The sequence below is a fragment of the Xanthomonas nasturtii genome (assembly GCF_001660815.1).
In the GTDB taxonomy this organism is placed as follows: Bacteria; Pseudomonadota; Gammaproteobacteria; order Xanthomonadales; family Xanthomonadaceae; genus Xanthomonas; species Xanthomonas nasturtii.
In genome coordinates, this window is the sequence record NZ_LYMI01000004.1 from 1 (window position 1) to 19,391 (window position 19,391).

The window sequence follows — 19,391 nt, forward strand, 5'->3', positions numbered from 1 at the left end:
CAAAGACCTCGATAAGAAGCTCATGCGCTACATCCGCCAGTACAACAAAAACCCAAAACCGCTGAAATGGACCTTCGCTGATCCAACTCGACGCATCACATCCGATTCCTCGGATTCAGTGCACTAGCAACCACATCGCTCACCCGGAGCTTGGCATGCTCCTCAAGCAGTTTTGCTTGGACATCAGGATCAAATTTCGGGATCTCTTGGACATGGTCCGGCAAGTCACGGTGCCAATCGACTTGCTTTTGCCAGGCTTCCCGAAGATGCTCGGTGAAAACGGGATCTTTAAGCCGCGCGTTGCGCGCTTCTTCCATCGCTTGACCAGGCATGCGTGCATCGGTGCGGCTGTCGTAAAGCTCGATGCCCTCACGATTGAAGATGCGGATCGGCACCTTGTTGACTGCATGGATCGTATCTAAACTACTCGGAATTCTGCTATAGATTGCATCACGCGCGCCCTCAGGCACATAACGACCATAGCCATCCCTGTCGATATTCGCTGTAAATCGGCTGTCGACACCATGCTCGCTTTCTAGCTTAGGTGACGCAACGGCGCGGACCTCAACTTCATAACCATTGTCTTGAAGACCTTTAATGAGCGTCTTCGATGCCCATTCCCCATTTGCCAAGGTTGTATCGAAAATTATATTTTTCTTTGAAGAGGTAGCTTCCGCTAACAGTTCATCGGCCCATTGACTTGCGTCGGAATGAGTCCGACTTGACCAATAGAACGGATTTTCATGCCGAAACTCATCTATCCTTGGATGATATCTGCGAAGCTCGTCAGGATCGATCTTTATGGAATCACCATGCAAATCGCTGCTTGCCGCTCGCGCTAAACTGCCTTTACCAGCTCCAGGCTGGCCCGCCAGAATGATTGCCCTAGGACTTTCATAACTTGAGAGTCCCTCAAAATTCAGGTCAGCTAGAATTTGCTTCCTGAAAATATCTTCGTGCTGTCCCAGATCAAGCGGGTCTTGAATTCCGGTCATGACTGCCGATTTCCGCGTGCTTCAAAGTAGGCAAACATGTTGCTACCTTTCCAGTTGTGACTGAACCCCGCAGGCCCAAGCTGCCTACGCTTTTTCTCGGCCGCCTCCAATTTTACGGGGTCACCGTCCTCCTCAGCCTCCCTAAGCTCCCTATTGACCTCACCCAAGATGGAATCCAAGCAATCTTCTAGGTTCCATATTGCAAGTTCAAGGGGAGGAGTGACCAATGACGGACTATCCACCGACTCTCTGAGGGCCGATTTCAATCTATCTATATATTCAGGATATTCCTGAAAAATTTTCTGCAACCCTTCAGGAACGGGAGGATATTCGTCAATCGAGCCAGATGAAGGAGAATTTTCTTGTGTCATTTGAACATCCTGATCGGTGCGCTGGCTTTGACCATTGGGATAATTCGAACTTGGGAAGCCAAAATAATCCATCAAGTTCTGCCCCTTCCATGTGCCCTTAGCGGCGCTATGAAGCATGAGTAGATGCGTTGCCTTCGCCAGTGCGATTGCTTCTGGGTCGCCCGTTTGTTCTGCAACCCTGAGCCTTTCACGTGATTCGTCGATAAAGGTATCAAGACAGTCCTCGATCGCCCAGATCGCAAACTCAAATGGCGGAGTGATTGGCGATGGCTTATCGACCGACTCTTGGAGCGCACTTTCCAACCGCGCGATGTGATCGGGGTAATCCTTGAAGCTTTCGCGCAAGCCTTGTGGCACTGGCGGTCTTTTGCCGACCGAATCAGGGGAAGAATCGTTGGTCTGAGTCATAAAAGCCTCCTGATTGAGGCGTTGCATTGGACGTGGAAGATTGGGCTTGCGCTTAGGCGTTGCTACGGACGCCCCCGGTTGCAATGGCCCTAACTGCTGCACAGTGCGCGCATTGATTAATGCCAGGTCACGCAGAAGCTGTTGACTGTGACTGCCACCAGCCTTCAATCGATTCTGAGGCACATTGGAAGGTGTGCTGTCACTCATGCGGAGACCATCTGTAAGGCTTCAATCTTCACCTTCGGCAACAAGCGCTTGGTGAAGTAGGCGTCTTCGTAATACTTGATCTTCTCGCAGAGCACCGGGCTTGGGATGCCTTCATAGAGAAAGACCTCCTTGTCAAAGCCCATCGCCTTCAACTCCTGTGGCAGCATCAATGCGCGACGTTGCTCGGTCTCGGAGTAGGACACACTGCTTTGCTTGCCACTGGTGTGTGACTTGTTCTTCTTGCGCACCGTGGTGTAGCCGAGCATGTCCGAATAGTCGTTGGCGTCTTGCTGCTCGCGCGGGGCATAGACAATTTGCAAGGCATGGTTGGTGATGATCGTGCGCGAGACATCCTTGCCATAGGTCGCGTCCAGCTGCGCCATGCTCTGAATGATGGGCAGCAAACGAATGTTGTAGCCGGCCATGTAGCTCACCGCGCTTGCAATGATGTCGACCCGGCCGATGGACGTGAATTCGTCCATCAGCAGCAAGCACTGGTGTTTGAGAGTCGGGTTGTTCTGCGGCAGCTCTTTGGTGTTGAGGTTGATGAGCTGACTGAAAAGCAGGTTGATCAGCAAGCGGCTTTCGGCCAGCTTGTTCGGCTGGATGCCGATGTAGATGCTCATCTTCTTCTTGCGCACATCAGTCAGCAGGAAGTCGTTGTCGCTGGTGGCCGCATCCAGGATTGGGTTGATGAACTGGTTGAGCGGCTCCTTGAACGTGCCCATGATCGACGCGAACGTCTCTTCGGCTTGCGAGAGCAAATTGTCAAAAGCCATCTTGGCGTCGCGCCCCAGAAAGTCGCGCTGGGAAAGCTTTTTAAGATAGCCCTTCAAGTCGCTCCCGTCCCCAGACGACACGCGATAGAGCATCCCAAGGGTTGGGAACATCCACATTTCTTTTGGATGCTTACGCTTTATCTGATCGTCCAAGCTATCGAACAGATAGAGCGTAAACGCCATGAAGGCGTTGCGCGCTTGGCTCACCCAGAACTTCTGGGCGTCAGAGCCATCCGGGTAGAGCATCGCCGCGACACTCATCAGATCCGACACGCGAAAGGCGGGATCGGGCGAGATGTAGCTCAGCGGATTCCAGCGGTGCGTGCGCCCGTCTTCGGCAAAGGGGTTGAACAAGAAGACCTCCTGGCCTTGGCTCTTGCGCCAACCCGAGGTCAGTTCGAAGTTTTCCTGCTTGATATCCAGGACCACCACCGAGCCTTGGTAGTCGAGCAGATTGGGAATGACGATGCCCACGCCCTTGCCCGAACGCGTGGGCGCGGCCAGGATCACAAACTGCTGACCGGGCAAGCGCACCAGCTTGCCACCGTGCTTGCCGACCACGATGCCGGTTGGCGACGGTTTGAGCATGTCCTTCTTAGCCAGATCACTGCCAGAAGCAAAGCGCGCATCGCCATGCAAAGCGGCGGCCTTCGGCTTGAACAGCGGGATCAGCAGTGCGATCCAGGCCAGAAGCGGCACGCCGAAGCCGAAGACACCAGCCAGCTTGATCTTGGTCGCGTAGGGAGCGAACTGCGGGAGGCCGAGCGCTTTGACGTAAGACCAGTAGGTGGTGAAGGTGAGTGGCTCAGCCACCTTCAACAGCATCAAGATCAACTGGCCGGAGAGAAAAAGTCCTCCGACCAAGGCAAACAGCAATAGCCCGATGGCGACACCGATCTTGATCTTTCCGCTCATAACGCCATGCCTTCCATGCTCGGATCCCTGGCTTGTTTGAAAACGACCGTCCGCTCGCAAGATTACAGGATCACACCGCCCGTTCAGATCGGTTGCACATTGGCATCTGTATAGAAATTGTCTGACGGATCCAAGACACCAGCGAGGCCCGATGCACGATGGGCTCGGCTGATTGCTACGCTGGGCTTAGAGCTGCAATTCGGCGACGACCTTTCACTACTCTTCGACGGAGAGCTTGGCGAGCACTTGGATGGCATCTGCCAACTCATCGGTCTCGGCGAAGAAGGCAGCCAGTGGCATGTCGAGGGCATCGGCCAGGCGCTTGGCGGTGCGCAAGTCGCACCCGTTGACACCCTTCTCTGCCCTTGCAAATTAGCGGGAGCCCAAAAGCGCACTAGATGCCTGACGGCCGATGCAGCAAGAGGGGCTTTGGCAAAGCGATATCTCAAACGATACCTCGGGAGGTCGTTCGGAGCGGTCTTCAACCGGGAGGATTAGCCAGCGCGGCCAACGACTTAGCGCTGAAATTCGCAAGACTGGAGCGGGCGATGGGAATCGAACCCACGTCAGTAGCTTGGGAAGCTACAGCTCTACCATTGAGCTACGCCCGCACGGCGCTGGGAGAGTTTAGGCGGGTGTAGGCATCGGGCGCAATGCGCAGACGTGACGAGGGCCGGTTGCCCGGCCCTCGTGTCTTGTACGTGCTACCTGCAGCGATTCGGCGTGGGTCAGAAATTGCCGCTGAAGTTCACGAACAGCGTTGCATCGCGGGCGCTGCGCTGCGCGGTGGTGGTACTCAGGCCAACGTTGCTCTGCAGGCCCCACAGGCCGGTGCGTGCCCCCAGCACCACGGTGGCGTAGTTGCGATCGAAGTTCTGGCCCGGGACGGTGTACATGCCCACTTCCGGCATCGACTGCAGCCAGGCGCTGGCTTCGCTACCGTCCTTGAACTCGTGGTCGTAGGTCGCCTGCAGGTACGGCTTGACCGCCGCACCGTCGAGGCGCACCTGGAAGCCGATACGGCCGACCAGCGAGTCGATGTCCTGGTCGGCATAGCCCAGCGCGGTAGAGCTTTCGTTGCTTTCGGTGTAGCCGTCGAGCTTGAGCTTCTGCCAGGTCAGGCCGACCACCGGGCCGTACTTGACGTTACCTTCGCCCAGCGAGTAGCCGGCGTTGACCGCGGCGGTGAGGTTGCTGCCGTCCGGCGAGCCGCTGTGCACGCGCGTGGCTGGCCCAAGCTGTACTTCGCGGTCGACGTCGTAGCTCAGCCAGCTGTAGCTGACCTGGGCGTTGACCCACACCGGGCCGGTGTACCAGCCGAAGAAGCCACCCAGGGTGGTGTCGTCCTGCTTGAAGCTGCCGTTACGGTTGCCGAAGTCGGCGTCCATGCTGCCGAAGCCGGCAAAGCCGCCGAACACGACATCACCCGCGCTCCAATCCACACCGAACAGGCCGGCCGGCGCCATGCCGTCGTACAGATCGGCATGGTCGTAGCGCTGCATGTCGCCACGCACACTGCCCCACCAGCGCAGGCCGTCGGCGTCCGGCTTGCCGTCCAGATGCCAGGCCACCTGGTCGGCACGTGCGCGGCCGATCGCCTGCGCGGAATGCGTCAGCGCCTGCTGCAGACGCGGCGCTTCCAGCAGCGAGATGGCGTACTGGCCCAGGATCTGGTGGGTGGCGGTGGTCGGGTGGATGCCGTCGGCGAACACATAGCTGTTCTGCGCGTTGGCCGCGACCAGGCTGGTGGGGTTGCACGCCGGCAGCGGCACCGCCGGGTTGCAGGCGGTGCTGGTGACGTTGCTGAAGCCGTAGGTGCCCGGATCGGCGACCACTTCCTGCAGGATGTGGAAGGTATCGACCGGAATCACGCGCAGGCCGGCCGAACGCAGGCCGTTGAACAGTGCGGTGTTGTAGGCGGTTGCCGCGGCGGTGCCCTGCGCCATCGCAGCGGCTCCGCCGGCACGGAAGCGCGGGGTGATGCCCACGTCCGGAATGGTCGGCACCATGACGTAACGCGCGCCGGCGTTCTGCAGGGTCGCCACGGCGCCCACCTGTGCGGTGACCGCGCTGCCGATGATGGCCTGCGCCTGTGCCGGCACGGTGGCTGCGGCGAGCAGGTCGTTGGCGCCGCCCCACACGGTGTAGAGCGCGTTCGGGTCGGCGCGGCCGCCGTTGGCGGTGAGGTAGGTGTTGATCTGGCTGGTCACCGACGGTGCGGCGCCAAGTGCGCTGACCGAGCTGGCCTGGATGCGCGCGCCGCCGGCGGCGTAGTTGTCGCCGACCTGGCCATTGCCGTTGGGCGCGGCGTTGGTGCCGAAGTGGTCGCCGACATATTCGGCCCACACCCAGCCGGGGTTGGTGGTGAACTTGCCGGTGACTGCGCGCGAAGCGGCCGGCAGCAGCGGGTTGTAATAGCCACTATCGGTGAGGCTGTCACCGAAAAATACAGTCCGGTCGAAGGCCGACTCGGCCATGGCCGGGGTGGCCGCAAGAGCAATGGCGACCGCCATCAGGGAGCGGATCGGGCGAAGTGTTGAAGCCATGGGAGTGCCTGCTTGAAGTGGATGGGACCGGACCGGCCTTGCAATACGTACGCCGGCGAATGGCAATGGTTTCACCCTTGCCGCCCGCGCTCACGCTGCATTGCCGCATAACGCAAAAACGCGCGCCGGGGCGGCACGCGATGCAACAATGATGCCATGAACATTCAACTCAACGGCACCCCGCGCACGCTTCCCGACAACCTGCCGCTAGCGACCCTGCTTGAACAGGAAGGGCTGGCACAGCGACGTGTGGCGGTGGAGGTCAACGGCCAAATCGTCTCGCGCGGGCGGCATGCCGAACACGCGTTGCGCGAGGGCGATGTGGTGGAAATCGTGCATGCGCTGGGCGGTGGTTGATTGCCGCGCAGGCCGGCGCATCCGCGCCCGATCGGTGATAATTGCCGCATGACGAATCCCGCCCCCTCTGATGCGCTGGTCATCGCCGGCAAACGCTACCGTTCGCGCCTGTTGACCGGCACCGGCAAGTTCAAGGATCTGGACGAAACCCGCCTGGCCACCGAGGCTGCGGCGGCCGAGATCGTGACGGTTGCCATTCGCCGGGTGAATATCGGCCAGGACCCCAATGCGCCCAGCCTGCTCGACGTGCTGCCGCCGGAGCGCTACACCCTGCTGCCCAACACCGCCGGCTGCTATACCGCCGACGATGCGGTGCGCACCTGCCGGCTTGCGCGCGAGCTGCTGGACGGCCACAACCTCACCAAGCTGGAAGTGCTGGGCGACGAGCGCACGCTGTACCCGGATGTGGTGCAGACGCTCAAGGCCGCCGAGCAGCTGGTGGCCGACGGCTTCGAGGTGATGGTCTATACCTCCGACGATCCGATCCTGGCCAAGCGCCTGGAAGAGATCGGCTGCGTGGCGGTGATGCCGCTGGCGGCGCCGATCGGCTCGGGCCTGGGCATCCAGAATAAATACAACCTGCTGGAAATCATCGAAAACGCCAAGGTGCCGATCATTGTCGACGCCGGCGTGGGCACCGCCTCGGATGCGGCGATCGCGATGGAGCTGGGCTGCGACGGCGTACTGATGAACACCGCCATTGCCGGCGCGCGCGATCCGATCCTGATGGCCAGCGCGATGCGCAAGGCGATCGAGGCCGGGCGTGAGGCGTTTCTGGCCGGGCGGATTCCACGCAAGCGGTATGCGTCGGCGTCGAGTCCGGTGGATGGCGTGATTGGATGAGGGGAGATGCTGCGTTGACAGTGCGGTCGATGCGCAATGATTGGCCGTGTGGCGTGCCGGATGTTGCCGTTGCTAGATCGCGCGTTGCTGCGAGTGCCTCCTCACGCCGTACCCTCACCCCAACCCCTCTCCCGGTGGGAGAGGGGCTCTCGTTTTGCCGATGACCTAATTCATGACTGATCCTTTCACCAGTGACGGCGCCAAGATGCCGCCCAAGCCCTTCACCATCGAAGAAGGCCGCCGCCAGGTGCGCAGCTTCGTGTTGCGCCAGGGCCGTTTCACCCCCGCGCAACAGCGCGCCTTCGACGAGCTTTGGCCGCGTTTCGGGCTGGACTACACCGGCACGCCGCGCGATCTGGATGCCGCATTCGGACGCGACGCGCACAAGGTGCTGGAGATCGGCTTCGGCAATGGCGCGGCGTTGCGCTTTGCCGCGCAGCAGGACCCCAGCCGCGATTACATCGGCATCGAGGTGCACGCACCCGGGGTGGGCCGCCTGCTCAACGCGCTGGACGACGATGGCAGCACGCATGTGCGCCTGTATCACCACGATGCGGTGGAAGTGCTCGAACACGAGATCGCCGATGGCGCGCTGGACGAGGTGCGCATCTATTTCCCCGACCCGTGGCACAAGAAGCGCCATAACAAGCGTCGCCTGATCCAGCCCGCCTTCGCCCAGTTGCTGGTGCGCAAGCTGCGCGACGGCGGCCGCCTGCATGCCGCCACCGACTGGGCCGATTACGCCGAACAGATGTGGGACGTGCTCGACGCCACACCGGGCCTGGTCAACCGCGCCGGCCCGCGCGGCCACGTCGAACGCCCCGCCTGGCGCCCGCAGACCCACTTTGAAACCCGCGGCCAGAAGCTTGGGCATGGCGTGTGGGATCTGGTTTATGACCGGGATTCGGGAATCGGGATTAGGGATTCGTAACAGCGCCTTCCCGCACACCCGACGCCGCAGCAGCTCAACGAACCCCACTCCCGAATCACGAATCCCGGCCCCCAATGGACACCGCGCTGACGCTGACCAACGATATGAAGCTCGTCCTCGGGCTGGTCGGTTTCACGATGGCGATGTTCCTGTTCGAGCGCATTCGCGCCGACGTGGTGGCGTTGATCGTGCTGGTGGTGCTCGGTGTCACCGGATTGGTGGCGCCGGAAGAACTGTTCGGTGGTTTCTCCGGTAATGCGGTGATGAGCATCATCGCCACCACCATTCTCGGCGCGGGGCTGGAGCGCACCGGTGCATTGAACCGGTTGGCCACCTGGCTGCTGCGGCGTTCGCACGGCAGCGAGCAGCGTCTGATGATGATGACGCTGGCCATCTCCGGCTTGAATTCGTCCTTCATGCAGAACCCGTCGGTAATGGCGCTGTATCTGCCGGTCGCCTCGCGGCTGGCTGCGCGTACCGGGCTTACCTTGCAGCGCATGTTGTTGCCGATCGCCGCGGCCATCGTGATGGGCGGCGCGCTCACCATGGTGGGCAACTCGCCGCTGATCCTGCTCAACGACCTGCTGGTGTCGGCCAACAACAACCTCCCCTCGGGCATGGCCAGCATCGAACCGTTGACGATGTTCGCGCCGCTGCCGATCGGTGTGGCGCTGCTGATCGCCGCGTTGCTGTACTTCCGCTTCTACGGCGACCGCAAGCTGATCGAAGAAGAACGCCTGATCAACGAAGGCGTCACGCCCTCGCGCACCGAAAGCTATTTCGCCAAGACCTACGGCATCGACGGCGACGTGTTCGAACTCATCGTCAGCGCCGAAAGCCCCTTGGTCGGCATGACCCTGGGCGAGGCCGAAGCCATCCATGACGCCCCGCTGCTGCTGGCCTTGAAGACCGGCAACGACACCCGCCTGGCACCGCCGGCGGACATGCGCATCTGGGTCGGCAGTGTGCTGGGTGCGATGGGCAAGCGCCAAGACGTGACAGACTTTGCGCAGAACCACTTCCTGCGCATGTCCTCGCGACTACGTAACCTGGGCGACCTGTTCAACCCCAGCCTTGCAGGCATTTCCGAAGCGGTGATCCCGCCCAACTCGCGGTTGATCGGCAAGAGCGCCGGCGAGCTGCGGCTGCGCAAGCAGGCCGGCATCAGCCTGCTGGCGATCAACCGCGACAAACAGGTGATCCGCGAGGACGTGCGCAACGTGCCGCTGCGCGCCGGCGACATGCTGGTCTTCCACAGCATCTGGCAGGACCTGGCGCAGGCTGCGGAAAGCCGCGATTTCGTGCCGGTCACCGACTTCCCGAAAGGCGAGCAGCGCCCGCACAAGTTCAAGATCGCGATGGCGATCTTCGCCTTCACCATCTTGATCGCGCTGACCTCGCGCCTGCCGGTGGCACTGACGCTGATGACCGGCGTGGCCTGCATGCTGGTCAGCGGCGTGCTGCGCATGGACGAGGCTTACGCCTCGATCAACTGGAAGACCATCTTCATGATGGCCGGGCTGATCCCGCTCGGCTGGGCGATGGACAGCAGCGGCACTGCGGCCTGGGTGGCCGGCCACACCATCGACCGCCTGCCCGAAGGCATCCCGGTGTGGGCGCTGGAAATCAGCCTGGCGTTGCTGACCACGGCATTCTCGCTGGTGATCAGCCACGTGGGTGCGACCATCGTGATGGTGCCGATTGCGGTGAATCTGGCGCTGGCCGCCAACGGCAACCCGACGGCGTTTGCGCTGATCGTGGCGTTGTCGGCATCCAACAATCTGATGACCGCCTCCAACCCGGTGATCTCGATGGTGGCCGGCCCTGCCAACTATCAACCGCGCGAGCTGTGGCGCGTGGGCGCACCGCTGTCGCTGATCTACACCGTGGTGATGGTGTCGATGATCAACCTGATGTTCTGGTGGGCGGCGCGCTAAAAGCGGCTAGCAAACGACTGCGCTCGCCGCAGCATTGGCAGCCGGTGCAAGCTGCGGCATGTTCGCTCGCACACGCGGCTTTGCGTCTCGTCCACGCACCTGCTGATTCCGCGCGATATTGCCAGCCGCTCTAAATCGCCAGTGTGCGTCGGGCTTACCCCAGCAGCACCTGCTCGTCCTGGACCCGTACCGGTACCGCAAACAGCGATTGACCACGGCACGGGCCGCTGACGCATTCGCCGGCATCGAGTTCGAATGCCGCCCCGTGCGCGGCGCAGACCAATTGCCCGTCCTTGGTCTTGAGAAATTGCCCCGGCGCCCAGTCCAGCCGGCGACCGGCATGCGGGCAGATGTTCAACCAGGCACGGACCTGCGCGCCGTCGCGGTACAGCACCACCGATTCGATCCCGCCATCCAGCACGGCTTCGACCTCCAGAAATCCGGCATCGGGAATCTGCGTCAACGCGGCAAGCGTGGTGGGCGATGGCGAAGACATGCAGGCGACCGGACAACGATGGGCCTGAATTGTGGCATGCGCGCCTGGGCAGCACTGCCCACCTGGGGGCGACGGCTGCAAGCGTCTGAAGAGATGGCCGCCCCCGGCCAACCGGCCATCCCCGCGCCGCAGAGGCCTTGCCCCGCACGCACCATGTGATCGCGCTTGCAAAACGCAGCACCGCTTAACGAACTTTTCACTCAATGACATGAAACCGCAACGATACTGCGCGCTTGTTTCCTGCCCGGCAGCCCACCGCCATGCCTGCACGCATCTTCCAATTCGGCAACCTCCACCACCTGTTTGCGCCGCGCAAACCGCGTCACCCGTTGGTGCGCGTTGCCGCCGGCCTGGCTGGCCTGGTCATCCTGGCGGTGCTGATCTTCTTCAGCGTGTTCGTTGGCGCGGCCATGATCCTGGGCGGCATCGCCTGGAAGGTGTTGAGCAAATCGAACCGCCGCACGCCGCAGCAGGCGCGCGTGGTTGAAGCCGAGTATCGCGTGGTGCGCAAGCCCGCGTTGCCGTTGTCGCACTGAGCGTCTTTCGCTTGTGCCGCACACCCGCTGCGTCTCGCACCGGGGGTGAAGCACCCCCTGTCCTGCATCGGCATGTGCTCGCACATGCCGATGTGCGTTGAGGGGTGTCACATCCTTCCTGTTGCGTGAGCTGTGGTCTGCGCTCGCTTCAACAGTGAAGGTTCCGCCGGACACGGCCAAGCGGCTAGACTCACGCGTCCCGTTCTTGAGGATGCGCGCATGACCCACGATGTGATTCCCGCTGCCGATGTCCCGCGCATTCCAGTGGTCGGCGGCGGCAGTTTTCCGGTGCACCGCATCTACTGCGTCGGGCGCAACTTTGCCGACCATGCGCGCGAGATGGGCGCCACCGCACCGGCCTCCAAGGCCGAGCGTGGCCAGCCAACCTTTTTCATGAAGCCTGCCGACGCCATCGTGGTCGGTCACGGCGACCAGATCCCCTACCCGCCCGGCACCAAGGAACTGCACCACGAAGTGGAGCTGGTGGTGGCGCTGGGCAGCGATGCGCCGGCCGGCGCGTTGCCGGTGGAACAGGCCGACGCGTTGATTTACGGCTACGGCGTGGGCCTGGATCTGACCCGCCGCGATCTGCAGGCCGCTGCCAAGGCCAAGGGCCTGCCGTGGGACATCGCCAAAGGCTTCGATCACTCCGCGCCGATCAGCGAGCTGGTGCATGCCGGCGAAGTCGGCGCGCTGGAGGCGTTGAATCTCTCGCTGGAGGTCAATGGGCAGGTGCGTCAGCAGTCGTTGCTGGATCAGATGATCTGGACTGTGCCGGAAATCCTGCATGAGCTGTCCAAGCTCTATGCATTGCGCGCGGGCGATCTGATTTTCATGGGCACGCCGGCCGGTGTCGGCCCGTTGTTGCCGGGCGACCAGTTCAGTGCACGCCTGGAAAACGTTGCCGAGCGCCACGGCATCATCGCGGGCTGACATCGGGCCGGCTACGATCGGGCTGCGGCAGTTGGTCCGCGACCGCAGTTTTGGGGTGCCTTATGGGAATGGTCAGCGAATTCAAGCAATTCGCGATGCGCGGCAATGTCATCGACCTGGCGGTCGGTGTGGTCATCGGTGGGGCGTTCGGCAAGATCGTCACCGCATTGGTGGAGAAGATCATCATGCCGCCGATCGGCTGGGCCATCGGCAATGTGGATTTTTCGCGTCTGGCGTGGGTGCTCAAGCCCGCAGGCGTCGATGCCACCGGCAAGGAAATCCCGGCAGTTGCCATTGGCTATGGCGATTTCATCAATACCGTCGTGCAGTTCGTGATCATCGCCTTTGCGATCTTCCTGGTGGTCAAGTTGATCAACCGCGTGACCCACCGCAAGCCCGATGCCCCGAAGGGCCCGAGCGAAGAAGTGCTGTTGCTGCGCGAGATTCGCGACTCGCTCAAGAACGACGCGCTCAAGCCGCCGGGCGCGCTGTAAGCGGACGCTACCAACGAATGCATCCCGCCGCGCAACTTCGCGCAGAAGGATGACCTTTCGCACGCAGACGGGGGACGCCGCGCTGATAAGCTCGGGGTCCCCCTTGTCGTTGGAGCCGCCCTGCATGCGTCGCCTCGCTGTTGCCATCTCTGCCCTACTCGCCTGCTCCTCCGCGCTCGCCGCCCAGACCAGCATTCCCGACAGCGCATTGCGCACCGCGGCGCAATTGCGCGAGCAGGCGTTGGCCGATGACACCGGCTTTGCGGTGGTGCAATCGCTGACCACCGAAGTGGGCCCGCGCATTGCCGGCGGCGAAGCAGATCCGCGTGCAGTGGCCTGGGCCAAGGCCAAGTTTCAGTCCCTGGGCTTCGACAAGGTGTGGACCGAGCCGGTGACCTTTCCCAAGTGGGAACGGCGTAGCGAACATGCAGCGGTAGTGGGCGCGCACGCGCAGCCATTGACCATCACCGCGCTGGGCGGCAGCCCCGGCGGCACCGTCGAAGGCGAGGTGGTGCGCTTCGAGACGCTCGCTGCGCTGCAGGCCGCGCCGGCGGGGTCGCTGGCCGGCAAGATCGCGTTCGTCGATTACCAGATGGTCAAGGCGCTCGACGGCAAGGATTATGGCAATGGCGGCGCAGTCCGCAGCAAGGGTCCATCGGAAGCGATTCGCAAGGGCGCAATTGGATTTGTGATGCGCTCGGCCGGCACCGACTCGCACCGCGTGCCGCATACCGGCATCACCCGTTTCGATGAGGGCCTGACGCCGGTGCCGGCGGCGGCGCTGTCGGTGCCCGATGCCAACCAACTGGCTCGCCTTGCTGCACTGGGCGGCACGCGCCTGCGGCTGGCGCTGGATTGCGGCTGGGACGGCACGGCCACTTCATACAACGTCATCGGCGAAATCACCGGGCGCAGCAAGCCCAAGGAGGTGGTGGTCATCGGCGGGCATCTGGATTCATGGGACCTGGGCACCGGCGCAATCGACGACGGCGCCGGCGTGGCAATCACCATGGCCGCCGGTCATCTGATCGGCCAGCTGAAGCAAGCGCCCAAGCGCAGCATCCGTGTGGTGGCCTTCGCCAACGAAGAACAAGGCCTGTACGGCGGCAAGGCCTATGCCGCCGCGCACGGCAGGGATGCCAAGGACATGGCGCTGCATCAGATCGGCGCAGAAAGCGATTTCGGCGCCGGGCGCATCTATGCGTTCAATACCGGCGCGGCGGCCCCGGACGACTCGCGTGCAGCGACCAAGCAGATTGCCGAGGTGCTCGCGCCGCTAGGTATCGCCTACGAACCGAGCAAGGGTGGCCCAGGTCCGGATGTCGGGCCGATTTCCGCCAAGGGCGGCGCCTGGGCATGGCTGGCGCAGGACGGTACCGACTACTTCGACCTGCACCACACCGCCGACGACACGCTGGACAAGATCGACCCGAAGGCGCTGGCGCAGAACGTGGCCGCCTACACCGTGTTTGCGTATCTCGCAGCAGAAGCCGATGGCGATTTCGGCAGCCGTGCGAAGGGCGTGCAACCGCCTAGCGAGTAATCTGGGAACGCAGCACTGCGTTGGCGTTTCCACTCCAGGACGAGCACACACGATGGCGGTCAAGCGGCAACGCAGTGCGAACAACGCGGCGACGTTGCTGGACGTCGCCAAACATGCCGGGGTGTCGCCGATGACGGCCTCGCGCGTCATCAATCGGCACCCGCACGTAGGCGAAGACATGCGCGTGCGCGTGGAAGCCTCGGTGCAGGCATTGGGCTACCGGCCGAATCTGGCCGGGCGCTCGCTGCGCACCAGCGGCTTGTTGCGCATCGGTGTGCTGTACAGCAACCCCAGTGCGGCCTATCTCAATCAGTTCATGCTCGGGCTGCTTGAGCAGAGCAGCCTCAATGGCAGCCAGGTTCTGGTGGAGAAATGCGGCGCCATCCGCAGCCAGCGTGCGGCGACCGAGCGCTTGCTTGCGGCCGGCGTGGATGGCGTGATCCTGCCACCGCCGTTATGCGATTCGCGCCAGACCATTGCCGAACTCGACGCACGCGGCATTCCGGTGGTGGCGGTGGCCAGTGGCGCGCCGATGGCGCAAATCAGCTCGGTGCGCATCGACGACTACCAGGCCGCACGCGCCATCGTCGCGCATCTGATCGAACTCGGGCATCGCCGTATCGCACTGATCAAGGGCGACCCCAAACACACCCCAAGTGCCCTGCGCGCCAACGGCTATCTGGACAGCCTGCAGGCCGCTGGCCTGCCCGTGGCAGATGCCTTGATCGCCGAGGGATTGTTCACCTATCGCTCCGGCCTGCTCGCCGCGCGCAGCCTGTTGGCCCAATCGCAACCACCGACCGCCATTTTCTGCAGCAACGACGACATGGCTGCCGCAGCGGTGGCGGTGGCGCACGGATTGGGTTTGCGCGTGCCCGAAGATGTCTCGATCGCTGGCTTCGACGATACGCCGGTGGCCACCACCATCTGGCCGGAACTCACCACGGTGCATCAACCGGTCACCGCGATGGGCCGGGCGGCGGTATCGTTGCTTGCAGACGCCATTCGCCAACGGCGCAAGGGCGACGCAGCACACGGCGTGCATCAGGTGATGAAGTACACCGTGGTCAAGCGCGGCTCCACGGCTGCACCGCCCGAGGAGTAATGCATCGACGCGTGAGCGTGCGGCGATTGGGTAGAGGCTGGCTGCGGCGGCAGTGTGCGTCTGCGATCTTGATGCAACTTTCTTCGCTCATCTCACCACGCCGATGCAATGCGCTCGCCGTTGCATACACGCAGATCAGCAAGCTGCATGCACTAGCCACGCACCATATCGACCTGAGATACACCGAGCAATCCCGCCAACGGCACGTGTGCCTGGCGCTGCCGCGGACTGACGGTCAATCCCTGATTGCGCAGGATGTCCAGCAACTGCTCCGCCAGGGGCATCACCATGTGCCTGCCCCAACAGCGCTCCGACGCGTGACCGAACGGGAAATAGCCAGGCTGATCATCCGGATCCAGCTGGTTCCAGCGCTCTGGGCGAAATGCATCCGGCGCCTCCCACAACGCGGGGTCGCGATGGCTCAGCAGCGGCAGCACCAACACATCGTCTTGCGCGCCGATGCGGGTATCGAGCAGCGGATATTCCGGCGATGCGTTACGCAGAATATTCCAGGACGGCGGCAACAGACGCAGCGACTCGTAGACGATACTGCGGCTGGAAATGTCCGGGTCGAACGGCGCGCCAAGCCAAAGGGCATTGGCGACCAGGGTGGAAATGGTAAAGCACACCGGCGCTGCAGTGCGTCGATACAAGCCCATGGCAAAGCGACGCGCATCGTAGCCATCTGCGGCGGCAGTCAGGGTCGCCAGTGCCGATGCGTTGGCTTGCAACGTGAGCGGTCTCGTTGCACCGGCGGCGATGAGTACCCAGGTCAGCTTGGGCGTCAGCTCGAGGGTGCGGTCCATCAACATGCGTAAACGCAGCGGGTCGCCACCCAGCAGCAGATCGCGCAAATACACGTGCCCCACGTGCGGCCATGGCCCGGACAGATCCACGTCTGCCGGAATGGGCCGCTTCAGTGCCTCGCGCACATCGCGTCCGATGGCCTGCATCAGCTTGGATGCCTGCGTACGAGCAATCGAGCGCCCCTGCAGCGGCTTGAAGGTCGGCCGCTCGGCCTCGGTGGCAGGCCGTGCAGCGAGCAGACGATGCGTGACCAAAGGGCCAGCGACGCCAACGGTATCGACATCCAGCCGAAAGACGTCCTTGCCCGTATGCTCTTGCAGCAGCGCCAGCAAACGCGGCGCGAAGACAGTCGCCCGGCCTAAGTCGGCGCTAGTGGATGGAGACATCGGGATCGCTCTGCGCTCGTTGACGCCCGCGTCCGGCAAAACGCTTGCCTCGCGCGGGCGGGCATGACCAACATCACACGACACACAATGCGGTTTCGGCCGCGCTTGCGGTCGTGCTCAGTACCAGATGTACCAGGCGTAGGACTTCAGGCTTTTCTTGGAAGCCAACAGATTCTTCAGTGAGAACAGCATCTTCATGAGCGACATCCTGTTTGGGGAGTGGTTTGGTTCGCCCTGATGGGCATTTGCACAATCGGCGACGCACAACGCGAGCGGCCATGGTCGCGCTCGCCACACCAAACTAATCCCAGCGCGCAACCAGGAACATTGCGTGCGCGCACAGATTCGCCACCCCACGGCAACCGTATTGTTGCGATGCGCGCTTTGACGCACATGACTTCGCACTCCGTACAAACGGCCATGGCGGCCAGTTGGCCGCCATAGGCTTTTCAACACAACATCAGATCGCCACGACATCGCTGTCGTCGCAGCCACGCGTGACGTTCACGATGGATGGACACCGGCGTCGCCTGTGTCCATCCGAGCGCATCACTTGACGGGCTTGGCACGCACCACAACCGATGGCGCACTGCTCCCGGCCATACTGTTTGCCGTCACTACGTAGTCATAGTTCGCGCCATTGGTGACGGACCAATCAACATATGACGCTGCTGCGACATTGGTCCCCACCGTGGTGAATGCACCGGCGCCGCCGGCACGGCGCTGCACCGTGTAGTTGGTTGCTCCCGGCACTGGTGACCAGCTCAGCTTGACCCGGCTGTCGCCAACCGTGGCGGTGAGACCACGCGTTGCACTCAGCGTGGTGACCGGCGCGGAAGTGGCCCCCGCCGCAGTGCTGGCTGTTGCGATGACCGGGTACGCGTTGTTCACCAGCTCGACGAACTGGTTATGAAACCACGCACCGGAGATCGGTGCGCCGGCCAGTGCACCGGTCAACACGCCATCGGCGGTTGTATAGGTGGGGTCGCACATGCGGTCGAAGCCCTTGCCTTCATTGTTGGCAATGAGGGTGCTGGAGCCATCGGATTCGCCCGGCGGCTTGACCCAGGCATAGGCGTCCAGATGCGGACCAGGCGCGGCAACCGGCAAGGCACCGATGCCCGCCCCACTCTGATTGCACCAGTTGCCGCGATGCAGGCGGCGATCGATGCGGCCGGAATTGACGTAACTGGTGATGTCGTTGCCCGACGCTCCGGCCGGGCGATTGGGTCCACCCCAACCGTTGCGGCCCGTATCGACAATGAACCCGATGCTGCTCGGCCAGCCCGCATTGACGAAGCCGCTGTACAGGGCCTGGGTGAAATCGGCTTCGTCGAAATACGGATTCCATTCGTAGTACTTCGCCGATTTGATCGGCTGGCCATTGATGCTCAACTCCGGGTTGGGCAGGTTCGGCTCATTCAGTGGCGTGGTATTGGCGGTGTTGGTGACGAAGCCGTCCACGCTGGCCAGGCCGGCATTGGTTGCCTGCACCACACGCGTATACAGCGCGATGGAGGGGCCGCGGTTGCTGTCCCAGCCCAACCAGCCGGAATGCCCGATATCCAGATAATTGTAGGTATTGGGAACGGCATGCAATTTATTGAGGGCGTACTTGATGCCTTCTTCGTAAATGCCAGTGGAATTGGCCAGCGCGCAGCGCATGTCATTCAAATTGGTGACAAGGTTCGGCAGGCTATCCGGCTCGATCACGTTGACGATGCGGATGTCCTTGTATTTCGGGTCCGCAAAGATGGCTGCGATGACGTCGATATATTCTTTCTTGTAGCGCTCCAGGGCAGCGGGGGTCAACGGCAACTCACCATTGGACGCCAGCGCATGGCAATCGCGCCCCGGCAGATCGTAAATGACAAAGCTGGCGGTGATCGGCGTATTGGCCTTCTTCTGCGCCAGTGCGGCATCCAGATGCCCTCTCAGGCTCAGCCGCCCTGCATTCTGCGAACCACCGGCAATCGCTGCAATGCGGTCAAGCCAGACCGCTGTAGGCACCGTCTTCACCACGCCCATCTTGCCTTTCAACGGTACGCTCTTCACTTTCGCAATCGATGCATCGACCTTTTTTGCATAATCCGGATTGACATAACCGGCTGCACCGACGAAAGGATTATCGACATGGACTTGCGCGCAAACATTCGCGATGACGAACGGATTGGCGGCCAATAGCGCCACGGTCAGTGTGCGCTTGAGATTCCGACGGATGCCAGTACTGGATTTCATGATTTTTTCCTATTTTTTCGGAGGAGATTGATGCGCTACAGATAAAACGCAGCCTTTATGATTGGCCGCTCTTATTGGCCTCTTTAATTTTCCAGGGCACCCGTTGGAAATATCTGTTGCCGAACGACGCCACTCCATCGGCAGCAAGCCGAAGAGGACAGGCACGGCAGTACGTGGGTGAGACGCAGGCAAACACGCAAACCAACAGGCCTGCGCAGCGACCAAAGCGAAACACCTAAGACCTCAGAATCGTTGGAGGCGAACCTAGCGTTGCGAATGATGTCGCAACGACTGCCTCCATGAGTGTGCGGAGTATCTCCAGGGAGCGAATGTGCGAGCTGGGATGTCGGGCTCGCCATGCGGAGACTACGCCGCCTGTTTGCGCTACACAATCGTCAAACATTGCGGTTGGACACAGATCCAGAGACTGACTGCAGCAGCATTTCAACTGCAGGCATTACTGCGCAAACCCATGTGCCATCACGCACAAAAAAACGGCCACATCGCTTCCCGACGATGCGGCCGAATGGGAGGGTGTTCGACGTGACCGTCGAACGTATTGCA

General features: G+C 62.1%; 15 protein-coding genes, 1 tRNA gene and 3 pseudogenes. 9 read left to right on the forward strand and 10 right to left on the reverse strand.

Going from position 1 to position 19,391, the window contains the following annotated elements; genetic code table 11:
* Nucleotides 1–116: 116 nt before the first annotated feature.
* The 6 genes and pseudogenes from A7D16_RS21035 to A7D16_RS01905 all read right to left on the reverse strand — a co-directional run.
* A pseudogene (locus A7D16_RS21035) lies at nucleotides 117–995 on the reverse strand (zeta toxin family protein); the annotation flags it as partial.
* A 503-nt stretch (nucleotides 996–1,498) separates the two neighbouring features.
* A pseudogene (locus A7D16_RS23950) lies at nucleotides 1,499–1,711 on the reverse strand (hypothetical protein); the annotation flags it as partial.
* A 266-nt stretch (nucleotides 1,712–1,977) separates the two neighbouring features.
* The gene (locus A7D16_RS01890; protein ID WP_064629320.1) at nucleotides 1,978–3,675 is read right to left on the reverse strand and encodes a type IV secretory system conjugative DNA transfer family protein; all 1,698 of its coding nucleotides are present in this window, start codon (nucleotides 3,673–3,675) and stop codon (nucleotides 1,978–1,980) included.
* Nucleotides 3,676–3,891: 216 nt separating this feature from the next.
* A pseudogene (locus A7D16_RS01895) lies at nucleotides 3,892–4,041 on the reverse strand (transcriptional regulator); the annotation flags it as partial.
* A 171-nt stretch (nucleotides 4,042–4,212) separates the two neighbouring features.
* Nucleotides 4,213–4,286, reverse strand: a tRNA-Gly gene (locus tag A7D16_RS01900).
* A gap of 117 nt (nucleotides 4,287–4,403) precedes the next feature.
* Nucleotides 4,404–6,188 (reverse strand): autotransporter domain-containing esterase, encoded by a 1,785-nt coding sequence (locus A7D16_RS01905; RefSeq protein WP_064629322.1) that lies wholly within the window; start codon nucleotides 6,186–6,188, stop codon nucleotides 4,404–4,406.
* Between the two features lie 189 nt (nucleotides 6,189–6,377).
* Here A7D16_RS01905 and thiS point away from each other — a divergent pair, with 189 nt between their 5' ends.
* From thiS to A7D16_RS01925, 4 genes are all read left to right on the forward strand, one after another.
* Entirely contained in the window at nucleotides 6,378–6,578 is a 201-nt protein-coding gene (gene thiS, locus A7D16_RS01910) for a sulfur carrier protein ThiS (protein ID WP_064629323.1), read from the forward strand.
* Between the two features lie 48 nt (nucleotides 6,579–6,626).
* Nucleotides 6,627–7,421 carry a thiazole synthase gene (locus A7D16_RS01915; protein WP_039405407.1) on the forward strand — a complete coding sequence of 265 codons (795 nt, stop codon included), beginning with the start codon at nucleotides 6,627–6,629 and terminating at the stop codon, nucleotides 7,419–7,421.
* A gap of 172 nt (nucleotides 7,422–7,593) precedes the next feature.
* Entirely contained in the window at nucleotides 7,594–8,352 is a 759-nt protein-coding gene (trmB, locus tag A7D16_RS01920) for a tRNA (guanosine(46)-N7)-methyltransferase TrmB (protein WP_064629325.1), read from the forward strand.
* 74 nt (nucleotides 8,353–8,426) lie between these two features.
* Nucleotides 8,427–10,289, forward strand: a complete 1,863-nt coding sequence (locus tag A7D16_RS01925; RefSeq protein WP_064629327.1) for an SLC13 family permease — start codon at nucleotides 8,427–8,429, stop codon at nucleotides 10,287–10,289.
* 154 nt (nucleotides 10,290–10,443) lie between these two features.
* Here A7D16_RS01925 and A7D16_RS01930 read toward each other — a convergent pair whose 3' ends face one another.
* Nucleotides 10,444–10,785: a Rieske (2Fe-2S) protein gene (locus tag A7D16_RS01930; protein ID WP_064629329.1), complete on the reverse strand. Its 342-nt coding sequence runs from the start codon at nucleotides 10,783–10,785 to the stop codon at nucleotides 10,444–10,446.
* 260 nt (nucleotides 10,786–11,045) lie between these two features.
* On the opposite strand from A7D16_RS01930, the gene A7D16_RS01935 reads away from it, so the two are divergent.
* The 5 genes from A7D16_RS01935 to A7D16_RS01955 all read left to right on the forward strand — a co-directional run bounded on the left by A7D16_RS01935 (nucleotide 11,046) and on the right by A7D16_RS01955 (nucleotide 15,396).
* Nucleotides 11,046–11,321, forward strand: coding sequence for a hypothetical protein (locus A7D16_RS01935; protein WP_064629330.1), 276 nt, complete (start codon nucleotides 11,046–11,048; stop codon nucleotides 11,319–11,321).
* A gap of 219 nt (nucleotides 11,322–11,540) precedes the next feature.
* Nucleotides 11,541–12,254 carry a fumarylacetoacetate hydrolase family protein gene (locus A7D16_RS01940; protein WP_064629332.1) on the forward strand — a complete coding sequence of 238 codons (714 nt, stop codon included), beginning with the start codon at nucleotides 11,541–11,543 and terminating at the stop codon, nucleotides 12,252–12,254.
* 62 nt (nucleotides 12,255–12,316) lie between these two features.
* Entirely contained in the window at nucleotides 12,317–12,748 is a 432-nt protein-coding gene (gene mscL / locus A7D16_RS01945) for a large-conductance mechanosensitive channel protein MscL (RefSeq protein WP_064629335.1), read from the forward strand.
* 124 nt (nucleotides 12,749–12,872) lie between these two features.
* A complete protein-coding gene (locus A7D16_RS01950; protein ID WP_064629337.1) occupies nucleotides 12,873–14,291 on the forward strand; it encodes a M28 family peptidase in 1,419 nt (472 codons plus the stop codon).
* 52 nt (nucleotides 14,292–14,343) lie between these two features.
* A complete protein-coding gene (locus A7D16_RS01955; protein ID WP_064629339.1) occupies nucleotides 14,344–15,396 on the forward strand; it encodes a LacI family DNA-binding transcriptional regulator in 1,053 nt (350 codons plus the stop codon).
* Between the two features lie 152 nt (nucleotides 15,397–15,548).
* Here A7D16_RS01955 and A7D16_RS01960 read toward each other — a convergent pair whose 3' ends face one another.
* The 3 genes from A7D16_RS01960 to A7D16_RS01970 form a co-directional block, all read right to left on the reverse strand.
* Nucleotides 15,549–16,589, reverse strand: a complete 1,041-nt coding sequence (locus A7D16_RS01960) for a cytochrome P450 (RefSeq protein ID WP_064629341.1) — start codon at nucleotides 16,587–16,589, stop codon at nucleotides 15,549–15,551.
* A 117-nt stretch (nucleotides 16,590–16,706) separates the two neighbouring features.
* Nucleotides 16,707–16,796: a tryptorubin family RiPP precursor gene (locus tag A7D16_RS23955; RefSeq protein WP_064629343.1), complete on the reverse strand. Its 90-nt coding sequence runs from the start codon at nucleotides 16,794–16,796 to the stop codon at nucleotides 16,707–16,709.
* Nucleotides 16,797–17,138: 342 nt separating this feature from the next.
* The gene (locus tag A7D16_RS01970; protein WP_082925691.1) at nucleotides 17,139–18,827 is read right to left on the reverse strand and encodes a glycoside hydrolase family 6 protein; all 1,689 of its coding nucleotides are present in this window, start codon (nucleotides 18,825–18,827) and stop codon (nucleotides 17,139–17,141) included.
* Nucleotides 18,828–19,391: the final 564 nt, after the last annotated feature.

Excerpts from the sequence above, each read along its gene's own strand:
- thiS (WP_064629323.1), top strand. The coding sequence starts at position 6,378 with ATGAACATTCAACTCAACGGCACCCCGCGCACGCTTCCCGACAACCTG.
- trmB (WP_064629325.1), top strand. The coding sequence starts at position 7,594 with ATGACTGATCCTTTCACCAGTGACGGCGCCAAGATGCCGCCCAAGCCC.
- A7D16_RS01890 (WP_064629320.1), bottom strand. The coding sequence starts at position 3,675 with ATGAGCGGAAAGATCAAGATCGGTGTCGCCATCGGGCTATTGCTGTTT.
- A7D16_RS01925 (WP_064629327.1), top strand. The coding sequence starts at position 8,427 with ATGGACACCGCGCTGACGCTGACCAACGATATGAAGCTCGTCCTCGGG.
- A7D16_RS01915 (WP_039405407.1), top strand. The coding sequence starts at position 6,627 with ATGACGAATCCCGCCCCCTCTGATGCGCTGGTCATCGCCGGCAAACGC.
- A7D16_RS01960 (WP_064629341.1), bottom strand. The coding sequence starts at position 16,589 with ATGTCTCCATCCACTAGCGCCGACTTAGGCCGGGCGACTGTCTTCGCG.
- mscL (WP_064629335.1), top strand. The coding sequence starts at position 12,317 with ATGGGAATGGTCAGCGAATTCAAGCAATTCGCGATGCGCGGCAATGTC.
- A7D16_RS01940 (WP_064629332.1), top strand. The coding sequence starts at position 11,541 with ATGACCCACGATGTGATTCCCGCTGCCGATGTCCCGCGCATTCCAGTG.
- A7D16_RS01950 (WP_064629337.1), top strand. The coding sequence starts at position 12,873 with ATGCGTCGCCTCGCTGTTGCCATCTCTGCCCTACTCGCCTGCTCCTCC.
- A7D16_RS01935 (WP_064629330.1), top strand. The coding sequence starts at position 11,046 with ATGCCTGCACGCATCTTCCAATTCGGCAACCTCCACCACCTGTTTGCG.
- A7D16_RS01955 (WP_064629339.1), top strand. The coding sequence starts at position 14,344 with ATGGCGGTCAAGCGGCAACGCAGTGCGAACAACGCGGCGACGTTGCTG.
- A7D16_RS01905 (WP_064629322.1), bottom strand. The coding sequence starts at position 6,188 with ATGGCGGTCGCCATTGCTCTTGCGGCCACCCCGGCCATGGCCGAGTCG.
- A7D16_RS01930 (WP_064629329.1), bottom strand. The coding sequence starts at position 10,785 with ATGTCTTCGCCATCGCCCACCACGCTTGCCGCGTTGACGCAGATTCCC.
- A7D16_RS23955 (WP_064629343.1), bottom strand. The coding sequence starts at position 16,796 with ATGTCGCTCATGAAGATGCTGTTCTCACTGAAGAATCTGTTGGCTTCC.
- A7D16_RS01970 (WP_082925691.1), bottom strand. The coding sequence starts at position 18,827 with ATGAAATCCAGTACTGGCATCCGTCGGAATCTCAAGCGCACACTGACC.